Raw genomic sequence first — 17,080 nt, forward strand, 5'->3', positions numbered from 1 at the left:
CGGCGCGCCGCGCCGCGACCGGCCGTGCGCGGCGGCCCCGCCGCCGCGCGGCCTGGCCGCGAGGACGGGCGCGTCCTCCGGCGACTGGCCCTCGCCCGTCCCGGTGACCGCGGCCCGCCGGTCGGTCGCGACCGCGGCGGCGGGCGAGGTGTCGCGCTGCGCGCCGGGCGCGACGGCCTCGGACGCCGCCTCCCGCTTCGCCCAGCGGACGAGCCCCGCCCCGGGCACCGCGGCGGCGACGCCCATCGTGCTCCGGCGCGTCTCGGTCACGGACCGGTTGAGCTGCGCCTCGCTCTTCTCCCGCGCGCCGATCGCGGAGTACCCGACGGCGGAGAACAGGTGCTGGAACGGCTTGCGGTAGATGAACGCCGCGAACGTCACCAGCGCGATGAGCAGGATCTGCAGCCCCCACGGCAGCGTCTCGCTGAGGATCAGCCCGTACGCCCACAGCAGCAGCGACAGCACGCCGATCAGCGCGGCCTGCTTGAGCAGCATCGACAGCAGCAGCTCCAGCCAGCGGACGGCGATCACCCGGCCGATGCCGGGATGGATGCCGATGCCGAGGAAGATCGGCCCCGCCACGAGCAGCAGCAGGAACGCGATCTTCACCACGATCAGCGCGATCGCGATGACCATGATCAGCAGGCCCGCGACCAGCGCGGCGAGCAGCCCGCCGAACGCGACGGCCAGCCGGTTCTCCCAGTTCTTGCCCTGGTAGAGCGGATACGTCCCGGGATGTTCTTCCTTGATGTTCTTGGAGACGTCCTTGTACGCGTCGGCCTTCTTGCCGAGGTCGGCCCGGTTCGCGCCGTAGGTCTCCGGCAGGTCGACGGCCTGCGCCCACAGCAGCTTGTCGGCGTTGTCCTTGACGACCTTGGCGTTCGGGTCGGTCGTCCCGAACTCGCCCTGCAGCCACGGCTTGCACACCAGCGCGACCCACAGCCGGTTCGCGTTGCGGGACGTCGCGTCCAGGTCCTGCGACGCCGCCGGATCGGGTCTGCCGCCGGGCGCCGGTATGCACACCCCGCCCGTGGTGTTGCTCTGCGGCAGGGCGGCGTTGAAGGCGGCGCTCGTCGCCTCCGACGTCTTCGTCCCGAGCGTGGTGAAGTCGGACGGGCGCGCGATCAGCCACACCAGCGCGACCATCGCGACGACCATCCAGATGACGCCCTCGGTGACCTTGCTCGCCCGCTTGCGGACGAGCCCCCACCACGCCAGCCACATCGCGCCGAGGATGACCACCCACGACCAGTAGCGGGCGTTGAACGTCTTGCCCATGTCGGTGATGACGCCGTCGACGGTGTCCTTCAGCCAGCCGAGCAGCGAGTCCGACGCGGCCGCCTGGTACACGCTGATCGTCGTCCGGTCGATGGCCCGGACGGCGGTGAACACCGTGTTGGCGAGGCCGTTGCCCATCAGCGCCATGGCGTCCGAGCAGCCCATGTCGACCGCGTACCAGGTCTGCCCGGCCGTCCCGTACCGGTCGTAGTAGGTGAGCCGCTCGACCGGCGTCCCGCGCAGTTCCCGGTTCGGGTAGTCGGGCGGCTTGATCAGGCCGTCCGTGCCCGACCCGTACTGCTCGGGGGCCGGGTTGTCGGCCGGTTTGCAGACGTCGGGGACCAGCGGGTTCGCGCTGGCCATCGGCGACAGCCCGACCATCAGCACGAGCGCCGCCAGCATCACCAGCACCGGCCGCCGCGCGCGGCGCAGCCTCCGCCGCCGCGGCGAGGCGAGCACGAAACGGTCGAGACCTTGGCCGGGCGAGCGCTGCAGGCGCGCCATCCGGTCGCGGGTTCTCATCTGCCGACCTCCTCGACCTCTGCCCCCGCGACGGTCAGTTCGGACGAGCCCGGTCTCGACCGGGTCGGGTTGGTGTCCAGCCAACGCTGCAGTTCCTCGGAGATCAGGTCGACGCCGATGCGCCCCGCTCGGCCGTCGAGGTCACGGAAGATGCACTCGCCGTTGCCGAGGTTGCGCAGCACGGCCTTGTGCTCGTCGGACGCCTCCACCCCGAGCAGCGACATCACGTTGCCGACCTCGACCCGCTCGGTGGAGCGGAAGGAGAACACCGACGACAGGCAGTTGGTGACCTGCTCGTTCAGCAGGTCACCGGCGTTCTGGGAGACGAGGATCAGCGCGGTGTTGCGGGACCGTCCCATCCGCGACACCTCGGGGATCAGCTTCGCGCCCTCCGGGGTGGAGGTGATGGCCCACGCCTCGTCCAGGAAGATGGCCTTCGGGAGCCGCCGGTCGAGCCCGTGCATGAGCCGCCGCGCGAACTGCGACACCAGGTACATCAGCGCGACCGACAGCCGCTGCTCGTAGGAGTAGTCCTCGCGGGAGATCGCGACGTCCGGGAGGGTGAGGCCGCCGAGGGTGAACACGGTCGTCCAGCCCGCGGTGTCGATGCGCTCACCGCCGGACGGGTCGAAGCACAGCCGCGCGAGCCGCATCTCCGACATCGACCGCAGCACCGCGCCGAGGTTCTTGGACGCCGGGTCGTCGGACGCCTCAAGGTGGTCGACGACCCGGCCGAGCGAGGGGCGCTCGGCGTTCGCGACCGCGCCGACCGCCTGGATCATCGCGGACTCGCGCTCCTCCGACATCCGCGGCAGCAGCAGCCGCAGCGTCTCGGTCGCCATCGTCTTCATCGTGGCGAGGTCGTCGCCGAACGAGAACGGGTCGAGCAGGCCGGGCGCCGCGGAGCCGAGCGGCAGGATGCGCGCCCGGCGCCCGCGCGCCTTCAGCAGCTCCACCAGCGACTCGGCGTCGCCCTTCGGGTCGATGGCCGCGACCGTCACGCCGCGCAGCGCCATCTGGTAGATCAGCAGCAGCGCGAGGGTCGTCTTGCCGCCGCCCGGCTCGCCGGTGATCGCGACCGCGGTCGGCCGGTTCCGGGCCGCCGCGACCAGCGGGTCGAAGTGCACGATCGAGCGGGCCCGGCCGAGCGTCTCGCCGACGTACGGGCCGATCCAGCCCTCGTCGTTCTCGTCCGGGCGGTCGCCGAGGTCGACGGTCGCGATCGGCATGCCGCCCGCGATCGTCCGCAGCGGCTGGCGCTGCGCGTAGGCGTTCAGCCTGATCTGGTCGCCCGGCAGCGACTCAAGGAACAGGGAGAACTGGTCGCCGGTCGAGTTGACGACGTCGATGCCGATGTCGCGGTAGTGCTCGACGACCGCGTCCACCCGCTGGGCGAGCAGCTCCTCCGTCGGCGCCGACACGATCAGCCGGTGCCACCCGTAGACGAACGGCAGGCGCTCCTTCGTGATGCCGTGCTCCAGCATCCGCGCCGCGTCGATCTGCTCCGCGAGCGCGATCGGCGCCTCCGCGCCCGCCTCCCGGATGTGCTGGTCCATGTCGCGGGCGTGCGCCAGCTTGCGCGAGACGTCCTTGGACGCCTTCGCGGGCGGGATCAGCTTCATCCGCGCGCTGATCTCCACCGGGAACGGCAGGGCGTCGGCGTAGTGGAACCAGGGCTCGCCGTCCGGGAACGGCATCATGTCGGGGAACCGGGCGAACGACAGGTACGCGACGTAGGACGCGGCGGTCGCGCCGCCGCCCGCGCCGGTGAAGTTCGGCTGCTCGATCCGCAGGTAGGAGCGGCCGTTGTGGATCGCTCCCTCGACCAGCGACTCGATCTCGCCCTTGCCCCACGTCCGGCGCGACACGGCGGACGGCGGCGGGTCGGCGAGCGACCCCGTGACCGCGTGCTGGAACAGCCACGCCACCTCGGTGGACGTCGCGTGCCGCGCGTAGAGGGCGGACCCGCCGAGGGCGCGGCCGATGCGCTCGGCCTGCTCCGTCCAGCGGGCGATCTCCTTCTTGTCGATCGCGTCGTCCTCGACGCCGAGGACCTTCTCGCTCCGCTTGTAGAACCCGAGGAGCTGCGACAGCACCCCGCCGGACAGGTGCGCGCCCATCCCGCGCGGCCCGAGCCGCACCCCGAGGTAGACCTCCTTGGTCCAGAAGTCCTTGGCCCACACGTGGGCGTAGGTCTCCTCCAGGTACTCGCGCCAGCCGGCGCCGCCGTCGGACGTCCGGTCGAGCGCCAGCGCCCAGTCGGCGGCCGGGTACGTCCGGTGCGCGATCCGCAGGTGGACCTCGGCGTCCTGCATCCGGATGCCCGCGAGCGCGATCGTGATGTTGGTGGCGAGCGCCTCGCGCTCCTCGCCCGTCGTGAACTCGTACGACACGGTCGGCAGGCGGAAGTACGCCCAGGCGGCGTTGTCGGTGAGGAGGACGCGGTCGTCGAAGTACCGCACCGCCAACCGGCTCGACTTGCTCACGCGCCCCTCCCAACCCCGGTCCATTGTCCCGACGCGCCGGGAGGCGTGCAGGGCCGCCGGGGAGAGTGTTCGCCGTCCGGACGGTCATCAAGATCAGGCGCGCCCGCCAGTCCGACGACGATGTCCGCTCGATGCCCGCGAGGGGCGCTCATCGGGTGGCCTCCTGCTCCTGCTGGAACTCCTGGTAACGCTCGGGCATGACGGTGAAGCCGCCGGCGACCACGCCGGCGAGGGCAAGATAGGCGCGGCGCGTCGGCGTCCGCAACGACTTCAGCTCGTTGCGCGGCGCGCGGTCCATGCTGAGGTGATCGTCCCACGGGATGCGCACCAGCGCCCGGCATCTGCCGCGCGCCACGGCCTCGGCCTGCTCGACGTCGTCCATGCTGCGGCGGCTCACCCCGTTGATCACCGTGACCGCGCGGGAGCGCAGCTCCTCGTAGCCGTGGCCGTCCAGCCACTCGAACGTCATCGACACCGCGCGCGGCGCGTCGGCGCTCGCCGGGGCGACGAGGACGAGCTGGTCGGCGTAGGGCAGGACGCGCGCGACCACGGCGGCGGCCGCGTCCAGCAGGGTCACCGAGTAGAACCGGTCGAGGGTGCGGATCGCGAGCGCGTAGTCGCGGTCGTCGAGCGCCTGCAGCGGGTTCTTGCCCGCCGCGATGACGTCCAGGCCGGACTTCGCCTGCGAGGTGTAGCGGCGCATCGCGGTGAGGCTGCCGACCTGGTCGGCGCGCGTGATGAGGCCGGTGAGCGTCTCGTTGGTGTCGCTGCGCGTCCGCCGGGCGAGCGCGCCGGGGCCGGGGTTCACGTCCACCGCGACGATCGGCTCGCCGTTGTGCTGGGCGAACGTGTGGCCGAGCATCAGCCCGGTCACCGTCTGCCCGGCGCCGCCGGTGCAGCCGAGGACGACGATGTGCCGCGTCCCGTGGAACGGCTGCTGGAGCCGCTGCTCGTAGTCGGCGTCGACGTCGCCGTGCCCGCCGCCGACCGCGTGGAACAGCCGCCGGAGCCCGCCCCCGGTGACCTCGTGCTCCGGGTCCGGCGGGGTGATCGCGGGCCCGGACTGCGGCGGCGCCGGGGGCGGCGGCAGCGGCCGCGGCCGGACGGGCGACGCGGGCTGCGACCTGACCTCCCGAGGCGGCGCCTGCTCGCCGACCGCCTCCGCGGCCCGGGGCTGCTCCTGCGGCTCCTGGACGGGCGGCGCGGACGGCGCGGGCGGGGCGGACGGCGGGGGCGCGGCGGGCGGCCACGCGGTGTGCTCGGCCGCCGCGGGACGCTGCGGCTTCGACAGCCCCTGCGACCACGGCCGCGGCTCCATCCGCGGCGGCTCCTGAGGAGTCCGGCCCTGTTGGGGAGTCTGGGGCTGTGGAGGACCCGCCTGTTGAGGAGTCTGCGGCAGTTGAGGGCTCTGCGGTAGCTGAGGAGTCTGCGGCAACTGGGGGCTCTGCGGCAGTTGAGGAGTCTGCGGCAACTGCTGCTCGGGTGGTCGCGCGCCCTCGCCGTTCTGCGGACGCGCCCCGAACGCGCCCGGCACGACGGGGATGTCGGGCCGCGTGGCGGGCGGCGCGGGCGGCGCCGGCCGCTTCGGCGGCGTGCGCTGCCCGGCGACCTTCTTGTCCCCGGCCTCGCCGTTGAACGCGCGCTTGGTGAGGTCCTGCCCGACCGGCCGCTCGCGCGGCTCCCCGGGCTCCTGCCGGACGTCCCGGCGGGTCTCCCCCGCCGACCAGACCTGCGGGCCGCGTCCGCCCACCCGCACGTCCCCCGGCTCTCCGGCCGGGCCCGTCCCACGCTCGCGGACGCGCTCCGGATCCTGGGGTCCGTCCGCCGCCCCGGCAACGCCCCTGACCCGCTCGCGCCCACCCTCCGAAGCCGCCACGTCGTCCTGACGACGCTCAACGTCCGACTCCTCCGGACCGGGAGCACCGGGCTGCCCAACAACGGCACCCCCATCACGCTGCCCCCGAGCACCCGCACCGTCGGGCCACCGCGACCTAGCCCCCTCGGCAGCGCTACCACGCGCACCCGCCGACCCGACGTCTTCCGAGGGCTCCTGCGAAACACCGGACTGCTGACCAGCGGCAGCCCCGTCACCCTCACCCGCCGCACCCGCGCCCTCCGGCTCGGCCCCCTCGACGGGCCGCTGCGGAACGCCAGGCTGCTCAGCACTGGCAGCGCCATCGCGCTCACCCGACGCGCTCGCCACCTCCGGCTCGGCACCCTCGACGGACCGCAGCGAAACGACCGGCTGCTGAACGGCGGCAGCGCCGTCAGGCTCACCCGGCGCATTCGCGCCCTCCGGCGTAGCGCCATCGGCACGCCGCTGCGCAACGACCGGCTGCCAAACGGCGGCGGCGCCGTCACGCTCGCCCGGCGCACCCGCGCCTTCGGGCTTGGCACCCTCGACGGGCCGCCGCGGAACGCCGGGCTGCTGAACAGCGGCAGCGCCATCGTGCTCGCCCGGCGCGCTCGCCACCTCCGGCTTGGCACCCTCGGCGCGCTGCTGCGGAACGTTCGGCTGCTGAACGGCGGTGGCGCCGTCGTGCTCGCTTGGGGCAGTTGCGGTTGTCGACTCTGCGGCTTCGGGCGTCGCGGCTGTGTTTTCGCGGTCGGTTGGCGTGTTCGCGCCTTCCGGGCGGCTTGGGTTGGGGCCTTCGGCGGGGTGCTGGGGGGCGGTCGGCTTCGCCGGGGCGGGGATCGCGGGGGGTGCGGCGGCCTCGTGGGGGGTCGCGTTGGCGATCTCTTCGGCGGCGCGGCGGACGTCGGGGCGCGGGGCGGGGGCCTGGCGCGGGACGTCGGGGGCCGTCGCGGGCGGGACGGCCGCCTGCCAGATCTCGGCCGGGGCGCCGGGGCGGCGGACGCCGGAGGCCAGGGCGCGCTTGCCGGAGCCCGAGGGGGCCTCCAGCTGGGGAGCCGCCTGGGGCTGCTCGTGCTCGGCGGGGGCGAACTGCACGTCGTCCTCGTGCGAGATGTCGCGGGTGGTGCGGCGCCACGGCTTGGGCACGGCGGGGGCCTCGGCCGGAGCGGGGACGTCGTGCTGGGCGGCGTAGTCGCCGAGGGACGGGGGCGCGGCGGCCACGGCGGGGCGCGGCACCAGGGCGGGCTCCGCGGCCGCGACCGGCTGGACGGCGGGGGCGGCGGGCTCGGCGAGCCGGGCGGCGGCCGGTGCGGCGGCGGCCTTGCGGCCCTTGCGGCGGGACTTGATCGCGGCGCGCTCCGCGGCGGCGACCGGGGCCGGGGCGCCCGCGCGGCGCCAGACGCGGGCCACGATGACGACCTCGCGCGGCTCCCGGATCGGGGTGAGGCGGCACCAGGTGCGCGGCTCGGTGAGGTAGCGCCCCTGGGAGAGCAGCAGCTCGGTGAGCCGCTTGCCCTCGATGACGGGACGCGTCGCCAGCCAGGTCAGCACGCCCGGCGGGACGATGTACAGCACGTGCCAGGGGGACTCGAACGGGATGCCGACGACCCGGAGGAACACGATCCAGGGCACGAACACCCCGAGGAACACGCCGATCTGGACGAGCGGCAGCGGCATGGGAAGCCGCAGGTCGTACAGCTTGTACAGCCGCTTCTCGATGCGCCAGATGTTCGTGTACGTGGGTAGATCCACGCCCCTACTCCCCTAACTGCGCGAGCACCGTGCCGTCCGCCGACCTCGCGGTCAGGTGACGTCCACGCCGAGGGCCTTGGCTATCGCCTTGGCCGTGGTCTCGATGATGTTGGGCACGTAGAAGATCACCCCGATCCCGATGGCCAGCACGATGAACTGGACGAAACGCGTGATCTCCCGGGTGAACAGGAAGAAGATCGCCACGATGGAGACGATCACCAGGAACAGCGGACCGAAAATCTGGCGCAGCCAGTCGGCGAGATCGTCTGTTTTCAGTTCGTCGTTCTCGGGCGCCGCCAGAATTTCATGGGGAATCGACGCCATGATGTGGTGCAGCATCGACTGGCTACCTTCCTCGGTCGGCGGATTCAGGGGTCGGCTTCTTCAAATCGCGGCCTTTCATGATGCGTTCGGTTGGGTGGTGCCGCGAATGTCGCGCACGAGCCACGTCGCGCCCTTCTTGACCATGGCGAGCTGGTACGCCTGTTCCAGCTCGCCCCCGCCGCCGCCCGCGGGCTGCCACACGACCGTCGCGGTGACGGTGCGCTCGCCCGCGGATCCCTTCGGCGCGACGACCTCCTTGACCTGCACGAACGCCACGGAGTTGGCGAGCCCCGGAATGGTCGCGCCGTCGGCGGAGAAGCGTGACAGCGCGGCCTGGTTGCCGGTCGCGTACTCCTGGAAGAAGGTGCTGAGGAACGGCTGGAGTTCGCCTTCGAGCGCGGTGTCGCGGTCTTGCACGCCGCCCTGGGGAAGCCTGGCCTTGGTGGGCGGGGGAAGCAGCGCGGGACGGGCCGACACGACCAGCGCGCCGCCGTTGTCGGCGTACACGGGAACGGCGAGCCGGAGCCACTTGTCGGCGGTGCGGGCGAGCAGCGTGACCGTCGCGTTGTTGGCGTCGCGGGCGTCCACTCCGGCGACCTGGACGGACTGCACCTGCATCCGGCCGACACCGTTCCAGCCGAATTGGGCGTCGGCGCCGTCGGGCAGGAACGTGCGCAATTGCGCCTCGCGGGCGGGCGCGCCCTTCTGGTCGTAGTTCAGGTAGACGTTCGCGAACTGGATGGCGAACGCGCCGGCGGCGCTCGTCGGGAACCCGGCGCCGCGGGCGGGCTTCGCGCCGGGCGTCGCCGTCCCGCCGGACCCGCCGGAGGAGTCGTCGGAGGTGAACCGTTCGAGCGGCGCGCGGATGCCGTTGACCAGGATGACGATGATCAGCGCCCAGAGGACGGCCCGGCCGAGCCAGACCCACCAGCGGCCGCCGGACCCGCCCCAGCGCCCGCCGCGCCGCCCGCCGCCGTCCGAGCCGCCGCGGCGCCGGTCGCCGCCCGGCAGGTCCCACGGGTCGGCGGAGGCGAGCGCCCGGCCGGGCGCCGCGGCCTCCTCGACAACGGCGGTGTCACGGCCGCGTCCCGCGGCCGACCTGCGAGCCATCCTGCCTCCGCTCGCGCCTCGCCCCCGGTCGGCGCGGTCCTGTGTGCCTGCTGGTGTATGCCTGGTCGTGTGTGCGTGGTCGTCCTGCCCGGTGGCCTTTCTGAACCCACCTCGGGCCCAGGGTAACCACGAGCGTCAATTGTTCCAGCGCATCGCAGCGAAGCACAGCCCCGGCACGCGGTTGTGGATAATGCAATCCACCTCAGCAGGAACGGGGAAGATTGCCAAACGGTGACGATCCCCTATCCGGGCCTCCGAACAGTGCGCAGGTCAAGGATCCGGACAAGCGGCACGAGTCGGCGGTCAGTTGCTCACCGGGTGTCGCCCCCGACCGCAATCTGTTTCCGACAGAAACCGGCATTATATCGGATTCAGGATGATTTCCGGCAGAAGTCCCAGCTCAGCGGCCCCTTGAGGCGCCACGACACGCCCGGCGCGGTCACCAGGCCCACGGGCACCACGAGAACCATCTGTAGCCAAAATCACAGAGGTCACGCGCCTGCCCAGAAACGGCACGACTCGGACGCGGAAGACCGTCAGACGTTGAACCGGAACTCGACGACGTCGCCGTCCTGCATGACGTAGTCCTTGCCCTCCATGCGGACCCGGCCCGCCGTGCGGGCGGCGGCCATCGACCCGGCCTTGGTGAGGTCGTCGAACGACACGACCTCCGCCTTGATGAAGCCGCGCTGGAAGTCGGTGTGGATGACGCCGGCCGCCTCGGGCGCGGTGGCGCCCTTGCGGATCGTCCAGGCCCGCGCCTCCTTGGGGCCCGCCGTCAGGTACGTCTGGAGGCCGAGCGTGTCGAACCCGATCCGGACGAGCTGCGACAGCCCCGACTCCTCCTGGCCCATGCCCTGCAGCAGTTCGAGGGCCTCGTCGTCCGGCAGCTCGATCAGCTCGGCCTCGATCTTGGCGTCCAGGAAGATGGCCTCGGCCGGGGCGACCAGGTCGCGCAGGCGCGCGCGCAGGGCCTCGTCGGTCAGCTCGCTCTCGTCGAGGTTGAAGACGTAGAGGAACGGCTTCGCCGTGAGCAGGTGCAGCTCGCGCAGCAGCGCCAGGTCGATCCCGGCGGACGCGGCGCCCGCGAACAGGGTGACGCCGTCGTCCAGCAGCTTCTGCGCGGCGGTGACGGCGTCGACGACGGCGAGCTTGTCCTTGTCCTTCTTCGTCCGGGCCTCCTTGTCGAGGCGCGGCAGGGCGCGCTCGATCGTCTGGAGGTCGGCGAGGATCAGCTCGGTGTTGATCGTCTCGATGTCGCGGGACGGGGCGACGTCGCCGTCCACATGGGTGACGTCCGGGTCCTCGAAGGCGCGGATGACCTGGCAGATCGCGTTCGTCTCGCGGATGTTGGCGAGGAACTTGTTGCCGAGCCCCTGCCCCTCGGACGCGCCCTTGACGATGCCCGCGATGTCCACGAACTCCATCGTCGCCGGGATGATCTTCTGCGAGCCGAACAGCTCCGCGAGGACGCCGAGCCGCGGGTCGGGCACCCCGACCACGCCGACGTTGGGCTCGATGGTCGCGAACGGGTAGTTCGCCGCCAGCGCGTCGTTCTTGGTCAGCGCGTTGAACAAGGTGGACTTGCCGACGTTGGGCAGCCCGGCGATTCCGATGGAGAGGCTCACGGCCGCAAGTTTATGGGCGTCGGCGAACCTCTCGGGCTGCCCGGAACCTCCGGCGGCCCGCGGCAGGGTGAAGGTTGGGCCAAATGTCCGGGGACGGGCGGCGACACGGCGCGTCGCGGACGCCGATCGGCGCGGCGCTGCCACGATGAGGCGATGGACGTCGCGCTGTTCGCCGGTCTCCTCATCGGCGCCGTGTTCGGCGTCGTCGCCGGGTACGCGCTCGCGACGAGCCGGCAGGGCGCGCTGATCGCGCGGGCGCGGGCGGCGGAGGAGAAGCTCGCCTACGCCGAGGGGCGGATGGCCGAGCACTTCGAGAACCTGTCCGCGAAGGCCCTGGACGCGAGCAACCAGCGCTTCCTCGAACTGGCCGACGCGCGCCTCAAGGCCGCCGGGGCCGAGGCGGCGGGCGAGCTGCAGCGCCGGCAGCAGGCCGTCGAGCACCTGGTGGCGCCGCTGAAGGAGACCCTCGCGAAGGTGGAGGAGCAGCTCCGCGAGGTCGAGACGGGCCGCCGCGAGTCGCACGCGATGCTGGCGAAGCAGGTCGACTTCGTCCGGCAGAGCTCCGACCAGCTCAGGCGCGAGACGCAGTCGCTGGTCCGGGCGCTGCAGCGGCCGGAGGCGCGCGGCCGGTGGGGCGAGCTCCAGCTCCGCCGCGTCGTCGAGCTGGCCGGGATGACGCACCACTGCGACTTCGACGAGCAGGCCAGCGCTGCGACGGTCGACGGGACCGTCCGTCCGGACATGGTGGTCCGGCTCGTCGGCGGCAAGAACATCGTGGTCGACTCCAAGGTGTCCCTCGCCGCCTACCTCCAGGCCGCCGAGAGCGGCGACCCGGTGCGGCTGGACGCGCACGCCCGCCACCTGCGCGACCACGTCGACCGGCTGGCGGCGAAGTCGTATTGGCAGGCGTTCTCCCCGGCGCCGGAGTTCGTCGTCCTGTTCATCCCCGGCGAGGCGTTCCTCGCGCCCGCGCTCGACCGCGACCCGGCCCTGCTGGAGTACGCGATGCGGCGGCGCGTCCACATCGCGACGCCGACGACGCTCATCACCATGCTCCGCACCGCCTCGTACGCGTGGCAGCAGGCCGCGCTCTCCCGCAACGCCCGCGCGGTCTTCGAGCTCGGCAAGGAGCTGTACGAGCGCCTCGGGACGATGGGCCAGCACGTCGACGACCTGGGCCGCGCCATCACCGGAGCCGTCAAGTCCTACAACCGGACGGTCGGGTCGCTCGAAACCCGCGTCCTGGTCAGTGCGCGCAAACTGAACGAACTGGGCGTCGTGGACGACGGCCTGCACGGCCCGTCCCCCGTCGAGGAGAGCCCCCGCGCGCTCTCGGCCGCCGAACTGACCGCCCCCGACGAGCCGTACACCGATGAGAGGGAGCCCGGCGAGACCCCTGACGAGAGCCGCGCCCAGCCTGCCCCCGCCGCGGAAACGATAGGTTTCGGCGGACGGGCCATCCCCGAGCAGACTGATCGGCGAACGACCCATGAGCGGAGCGAACCTGGGGGCACGCAGAGCCGTCCCCCCACCGGGAAGAGGTGGCCATGAGTTCGACCACGGTACGCGGGGCGCCCGGCGGCGCGTCGCCGGCTCCAGGGGGTTCAGTGGGACGTGAGCGCGGCGCCTCCGGATCGCCGCGGCGGGCCCGCGCCGCGGCGTCCTCGGCGGGCGGGCCGATCGCCCTCACCGGGCGCGGCGGGATCGTCGTCATGTTCGCCGCGGGCGTCCTGTGCGGGCTGCTGTCGCGCTGGCTCGGCGTTCCGCTGCTCGCCGGGGCCGGGTTCGCGATCGGCTGCGCGCTGGCCGCGTTCGCCACCCGTCCGGCCGACCTGCTCACGCTGGTGGTGAGCCCGCCGCTGGTGTTCTTCGGCGCCACGGTCCTCGTCGTCCTCGCCGACACCGTGGGCGACGGGTCGCTGCTGCGCGGCGTCACGGTCGGGGTGCTCACGGCGCTCGCGGCCACCGCGCCGTGGCTGTTCTTCGGGACGGTCCTCGTCGTCGTCATCTGCCTGGCCCGCGGGCTGCGGACGAACATCCGCGACCTGCGGGAGAAGCTCGCCGGGTTCCGCCTCTTCGAGAAGGAGGAGAACGAGAACCCCGTCCGCTGGGACGAGTCCCCCGGCACGGCGCGGGACCGCCGCCGCCTCCACCACGGCGACGTCGACTAGCCCGTCCGAGGTCAGACCGGCGTGATGCGCAGGTCCTTGCGGAGCTCCTTGGGCAGCGAGAAGCGCATGCTCTCCTGGACGGACTCGATCTCCTCCGCCTCGCCGAACCCGCGCTCGGCCAGCCACGCGAGGACGCCCTGGACCAGCTCGTCCGGGACGGACGCGCCGCTCGTGACGCCGACCGTCGTGACGCCGTCCAGCCAGGCCGGGTCGATCTGCTCGGCGTAGTCGACCAGGCGGGCGTCGTCGGCGCCGTGCTCCTTGGCCACCTCGACCAGCCGCACCGAGTTGGACGAGTTCGTCGACCCGACGACGATCACGAGCTGGGACCGCGCCGCCATCTCCTTCACCGCGGTCTGCCGGTTCTGCGTGGCGTAGCAGATGTCGTCGGACGGCGGGTCGGTCAGCTTGGGGAACCGCTCGCGCAGCTTCTCGACGGTGGCGATCGTCTCGTCGACCGACAGGGTGGTCTGCGACAGCCACGCCACCTTCTCGGGGTCGCGGACGTGCACGTTGGCGACGTCGTCCGGGCCGTCCACGAGGTGGATGTGGTCGGGGGCCTCGCCGGTGGTGCCGATGACCTCCTCGTGCCCCTCGTGCCCGATGAGCAGGATGTCGTAGCCCTGGGCGGCGAACCGGACCGCCTCCTTGTGGACCTTCGTCACCAGCGGGCAGGTCGCGTCGATCGTCCGCAGGTTGAGGCCCTGCGCCTCCTCGTGGACGACGGGCGCGACGCCGTGCGCGGAGAACACCACGATGGCGCCCTCGGGGACCTCCTCGGTCTCGTCCACGAAGATCGCGCCGCGCTCCTCCAGCGTCTTGACGACGTGGACGTTGTGCACGATCTGCTTGCGGACGTAGATCGGGGCCCCGTACTTCTCCAGGGCGATCTCGACCGCCTGCACGGCGCGGTCGACGCCCGCGCAGTAACCACGCGGCTTGGCGAGCAGGACACGGCGCTGGCTGTTCGCGGTCATGCCCCCATCGTACGAGTCGCCTCCCGGGCTCCGCGCGGCACGGGACGTAGGGTGGACACGGGCGTCCGGCGCCGTTGCCGCAGTATGGCGGGCGGTTCCAGCGGTTTTGTGGGGACGTGTCCCGGACCGGGGCGCCCGCCGGGCGGCCGGGACGTCCGCCGTGTGACTCACCGCACGCCGCTTTTGGACACAAATCCATTAACCCCGGGGTGACCGCCATCGCACCCATGGGGCAGAGTGAACGTCGACGAGAGATGCCGCGTGACCCGGCGCACGACCCGACCCGGTGCTCAGCACGGCAAGGAAGAGGAAAGACGATGACGAGATCGCCGCGCCGCCTCAAGGAGCAACTCCAGGACACGGTGGGCGAGCAGGTCCGCGACCTCCCGCTGCACGCCGTCCGGCTCGCGATGTTCGGGGTCGGCCGGGCGCTCCTGCTCGGCGACCGGGTCACCCGCGACTACAAGGAGATCACCGAGGGCGGCGGCGTCCGCCCGGTGCTCGGCCGGCTGCGGGACGACGTCCAGGGCACGGCCGAAAAGGTGGTCGGACGCGTGGTGGAGCGCGTCCGCGGCGACGAGCGCGAGCACGAGCCGGAGCCCGCGCCCGCGCCCCGCGCCAAGGTCGCGGAGCCGCCCGCGCGGCCGAAGCCGCGGCCCGCGGCGCGGCCGCCCGCGGACGAGATCTCGGTCGGCAAGCCCGGTACCGGGGCCAAGGCGGGCGAGACGGCCGGATCCGGCGCCACCGGGACGCGGCACACGCCGAAGCACGCCCGTCCCGGCCCGCCGCCGAAGCCCGCCCGGCCCGGCGCGCTGGGCAGGCGCCACGCGAAGCCCGCGCCGTCGCCGGAGCCCGCCGAGCCGAAGCCGGAGCCCGCACCGTCTCCGAAGCCCGCCGACGCCGCGGACAAGCCGAAGGCCGATGACAAGCCCAAGGCCGCCGAGCAGCCCAAGGCCGCCGACAAGGCCAAGGCCACCGAAAAGCCCAAGGCGGACAAGCCGAAGGCCGCGGAGCTGCCGGTGCCCGACTACGACAACGCCACGCTGCCGCAGCTCCGCGCGCGCCTGCGCGGCCTGTCCGCCGACCAGGTGAAGCTGCTGCGCGAGTACGAGCGCGAGCACGCCGCCCGCGAGGACGTCGTCCGCATGTACGAGCGCCGCATCGCGAAGCTGAACGGCCACGGCTGAGCGGCGCCGCCGGCGAGAAGCCCCGGGACGGAGCGTCCCGGGGCTTTCGCATGGGGACGCGGGTCAGGCCGTGGAGGGGGCGTCCTGGAAGGCGTGGTCGATGTCGACCCGCTCCAGGGCGTTCAGGTGGCGGCGGCGCACCGCGAGGATCCCGATCGCGACCGCGCAGCAGGCGGCGCCGACGAAGTACGGGACGTCCGCGTCGGCCTTCTCCGCGAGCTTCGTCGCGAAGTAGGGGGCGAGGGCGCCGCCCATCCAGCGGACGAAGTTGTACCCGGCGGACGCGACCGGCCGCGGGCTGTCGGAGACCTCCATGGCGGCCTCGGTGAACGCCGTGTTGTTCAGCCCGATCGGGATCCCCGACAGGATCGTGCAGACGATGATCCCGTCGTGCCCGAGCAGGGCGAGCCCGAGCTGGAACACGATCAGCAGCCCGAGGGCCAGGTACATGACCCGGACGGTCCCGAACCGCCGCTGCAGGAACGGCGCGCCGAACACCGACGCGAGCGCCACCATCACGCCCCAGCCGAAGAACACCAGCCCGATGCCGTGCGCGCCCATCCCGAGGACGAACGGCGTGAACGCCAGCACCGTGAAGAACGCGTAGTTGTAGAACAGCGCCGTGAACGCCGTCGTGGACAGCCCGCCGTGCGCGAGCGCCCTGATCGGCGCGCTCAGCCGCGTCTTCCGCGCGGGCCTGGGCGTGGGCTTGAGCAGCGTGGCGATCAGCAGGAAGCCGACGGCCATCAGGATCGCGGTGCCGAAGAACGGGAAGCGCCAGTTCATGTCGCCGAGCAGCGCCCCGGCGAGCGGCCCGAGCGAGATGCCGAGCCCGAGCGCCGCCTCGTACAGGATGATCGCCGACTCCGCCCCGCCCGAGGCCGCGCCGACGATGACGGCGAGCGCGGTCGCGACGAACAGGGCGTTGCCGAGGCCCCATCCGGCGCGGAAGCCGACGAGCTGCCCGACCGTGTCGGACGTCCCGGACAGCGTGGCGAACACGACGACGAGCGAGAGCCCGATCAGCAGCGTCCGCTTGCCGCCGATCCGGCTGGCCGCCCAGCCGGTGACCAGCATGGCCACGGCGGTGATCAGGAAGTAGCTGGTGAACAGCAGGGACACCTGGCTCGGCGAGGCGTCCAGGTTCGCGGCGATCGCGGGCAGGATGGGATCGACCAGCCCGATGCCCATGAAGGCGACGACCGCGGCGAACGCGGTCGCCCACACCGACATCGGCTGCCTGAGGATGCCGCCGCCCCTGGCCGTAGCGCTCCCAGCCGTGGCGTTCTCCGCCTTGGCGCTCTCCGCCTTGGCCGCGGGCCTCGCGTGCATGGACACCTCCGTCAAGAAGTTCAGGGTGGGCCGAGGAGCTTGCGCAGGGCGGGCAGCGCTTCGACGACCGCCGCGTGCTCGGCGTCCGTCAGGTTCGCGAACCGGTCCGCGAGGAAGCCGATCCGGCGTTCCCGGCCCTCGGCGAGCCGCTCGCGTCCCGCGCCGGTGAGCCGGACGGTGACGACGCGGGCGTCGGCCCCGTCCCGGCCGCGCGCGATCAGGCCGTCCCGTTCGAGCCGGTTGATCTGCGCGGTCATAGTCGGCAGCCGGACGCCGTGCTCGGCGGCCAGCTCGGTCATCCGGCGCGGTCCGTGCTCCAGGGAGCCGAGTACGGACAGCTGCTGGCTGGTGATCGGCTGGTCCGCGTTGGCCCGCCTGAGCATCAGCACGACGTCCCGGAGCAGCCGGTTGAGCTGTTCGGCGAGGTCGTGTTCGGATGCGGTCACGTGACCCTCTCC

General features: G+C 72.7%; 12 protein-coding genes. 3 read left to right on the top strand and 9 right to left on the bottom strand.

The genetic code is table 11. From position 1 onward, the window contains the following. The 6 genes from ACH01S_RS25220 to ychF all read right to left on the bottom strand — a co-directional run. The coding region (locus tag ACH01S_RS25220) for a type IV secretion system protein (RefSeq protein WP_067896321.1) at window positions 1–1,800 on the bottom strand (1,800 nt) is incomplete at its 3' end. Beyond that, a complete protein-coding gene (locus ACH01S_RS25225) occupies window positions 1,797–4,286 on the bottom strand; it encodes an ATP-binding protein (RefSeq protein WP_246236624.1) in 2,490 nt (829 codons plus the stop codon). The genes ACH01S_RS25220 and ACH01S_RS25225, both read right to left, overlap by 4 nt. A gap of 148 nt (window positions 4,287–4,434) precedes the next feature. Next, window positions 4,435–7,893: a TcpE family conjugal transfer membrane protein gene (locus tag ACH01S_RS25230; RefSeq protein WP_067896327.1), complete on the bottom strand. Its 3,459-nt coding sequence runs from the start codon at window positions 7,891–7,893 to the stop codon at window positions 4,435–4,437. A 51-nt stretch (window positions 7,894–7,944) separates the two neighbouring features. Beyond that, window positions 7,945–8,232 (bottom strand): hypothetical protein, encoded by a 288-nt coding sequence (locus tag ACH01S_RS25235; protein WP_067896330.1) that lies wholly within the window; start codon window positions 8,230–8,232, stop codon window positions 7,945–7,947. A 60-nt stretch (window positions 8,233–8,292) separates the two neighbouring features. Further along, window positions 8,293–9,327 (bottom strand): conjugal transfer protein, encoded by a 1,035-nt coding sequence (locus ACH01S_RS25240; protein ID WP_067896333.1) that lies wholly within the window; start codon window positions 9,325–9,327, stop codon window positions 8,293–8,295. Window positions 9,328–9,863: 536 nt separating this feature from the next. Beyond that, a complete protein-coding gene (ychF, locus tag ACH01S_RS25245; protein ID WP_067896335.1) occupies window positions 9,864–10,955 on the bottom strand; it encodes a redox-regulated ATPase YchF in 1,092 nt (363 codons plus the stop codon). Window positions 10,956–11,108: 153 nt separating this feature from the next. Between ychF and ACH01S_RS25250 the strand changes: the two genes are divergently transcribed. Both ACH01S_RS25250 and ACH01S_RS25255 read left to right on the top strand, forming a co-directional pair. After that, window positions 11,109–12,506, top strand: a complete 1,398-nt coding sequence (locus tag ACH01S_RS25250) for a DNA recombination protein RmuC (protein ID WP_083981116.1) — start codon at window positions 11,109–11,111, stop codon at window positions 12,504–12,506. 56 nt (window positions 12,507–12,562) lie between these two features. Then, complete coding sequence (locus tag ACH01S_RS25255; protein WP_246236623.1) at window positions 12,563–13,126, top strand: DUF6542 domain-containing protein; 564 nt, start codon at window positions 12,563–12,565, stop codon at window positions 13,124–13,126. A gap of 11 nt (window positions 13,127–13,137) precedes the next feature. Here the strand turns inward: ACH01S_RS25255 and ACH01S_RS25260 are convergent, their stop codons facing one another. Beyond that, the gene (locus ACH01S_RS25260; protein WP_067896341.1) at window positions 13,138–14,103 is read right to left on the bottom strand and encodes a 4-hydroxy-3-methylbut-2-enyl diphosphate reductase; all 966 of its coding nucleotides are present in this window, start codon (window positions 14,101–14,103) and stop codon (window positions 13,138–13,140) included. Window positions 14,104–14,420: 317 nt separating this feature from the next. Here ACH01S_RS25260 and ACH01S_RS46565 point away from each other — a divergent pair, with 317 nt between their 5' ends. Beyond that, entirely contained in the window at window positions 14,421–15,290 is an 870-nt protein-coding gene (locus ACH01S_RS46565; RefSeq protein WP_067896344.1) for a DUF8129 domain-containing protein, read from the top strand. A 63-nt stretch (window positions 15,291–15,353) separates the two neighbouring features. On the opposite strand, the gene ACH01S_RS25270 is transcribed toward ACH01S_RS46565, so the two are convergent. Then, the gene (locus tag ACH01S_RS25270; protein WP_148344316.1) at window positions 15,354–16,622 is read right to left on the bottom strand and encodes an MFS transporter; all 1,269 of its coding nucleotides are present in this window, start codon (window positions 16,620–16,622) and stop codon (window positions 15,354–15,356) included. A gap of 20 nt (window positions 16,623–16,642) precedes the next feature. Further along, entirely contained in the window at window positions 16,643–17,068 is a 426-nt protein-coding gene (locus ACH01S_RS25275) for a MarR family winged helix-turn-helix transcriptional regulator (protein ID WP_306303260.1), read from the bottom strand. Between the last annotated feature and the right edge of the window lie 12 nt (window positions 17,069–17,080).

This window comes from Actinomadura chibensis NBRC 106107, from assembly GCF_001552135.1.
GTDB classification, from domain to species: domain Bacteria; phylum Actinomycetota; class Actinomycetes; order Streptosporangiales; family Streptosporangiaceae; genus Spirillospora; species Spirillospora chibensis.

Coding starts and splice junctions, on each gene's coding strand:
- ACH01S_RS25235 (WP_067896330.1), bottom strand. CDS start 8,232: ATGCTGCACCACATCATGGCGTCGATTCCCCATGAAATTCTGGCGGCG.
- ACH01S_RS25240 (WP_067896333.1), bottom strand. CDS start 9,327: ATGGCTCGCAGGTCGGCCGCGGGACGCGGCCGTGACACCGCCGTTGTC.
- ACH01S_RS25250 (WP_083981116.1), top strand. CDS start 11,109: ATGGACGTCGCGCTGTTCGCCGGTCTCCTCATCGGCGCCGTGTTCGGC.
- ACH01S_RS25260 (WP_067896341.1), bottom strand. CDS start 14,103: ATGACCGCGAACAGCCAGCGCCGTGTCCTGCTCGCCAAGCCGCGTGGT.
- ACH01S_RS46565 (WP_067896344.1), top strand. CDS start 14,421: ATGACGAGATCGCCGCGCCGCCTCAAGGAGCAACTCCAGGACACGGTG.
- ACH01S_RS25270 (WP_148344316.1), bottom strand. CDS start 16,622: ATGCACGCGAGGCCCGCGGCCAAGGCGGAGAGCGCCAAGGCGGAGAAC.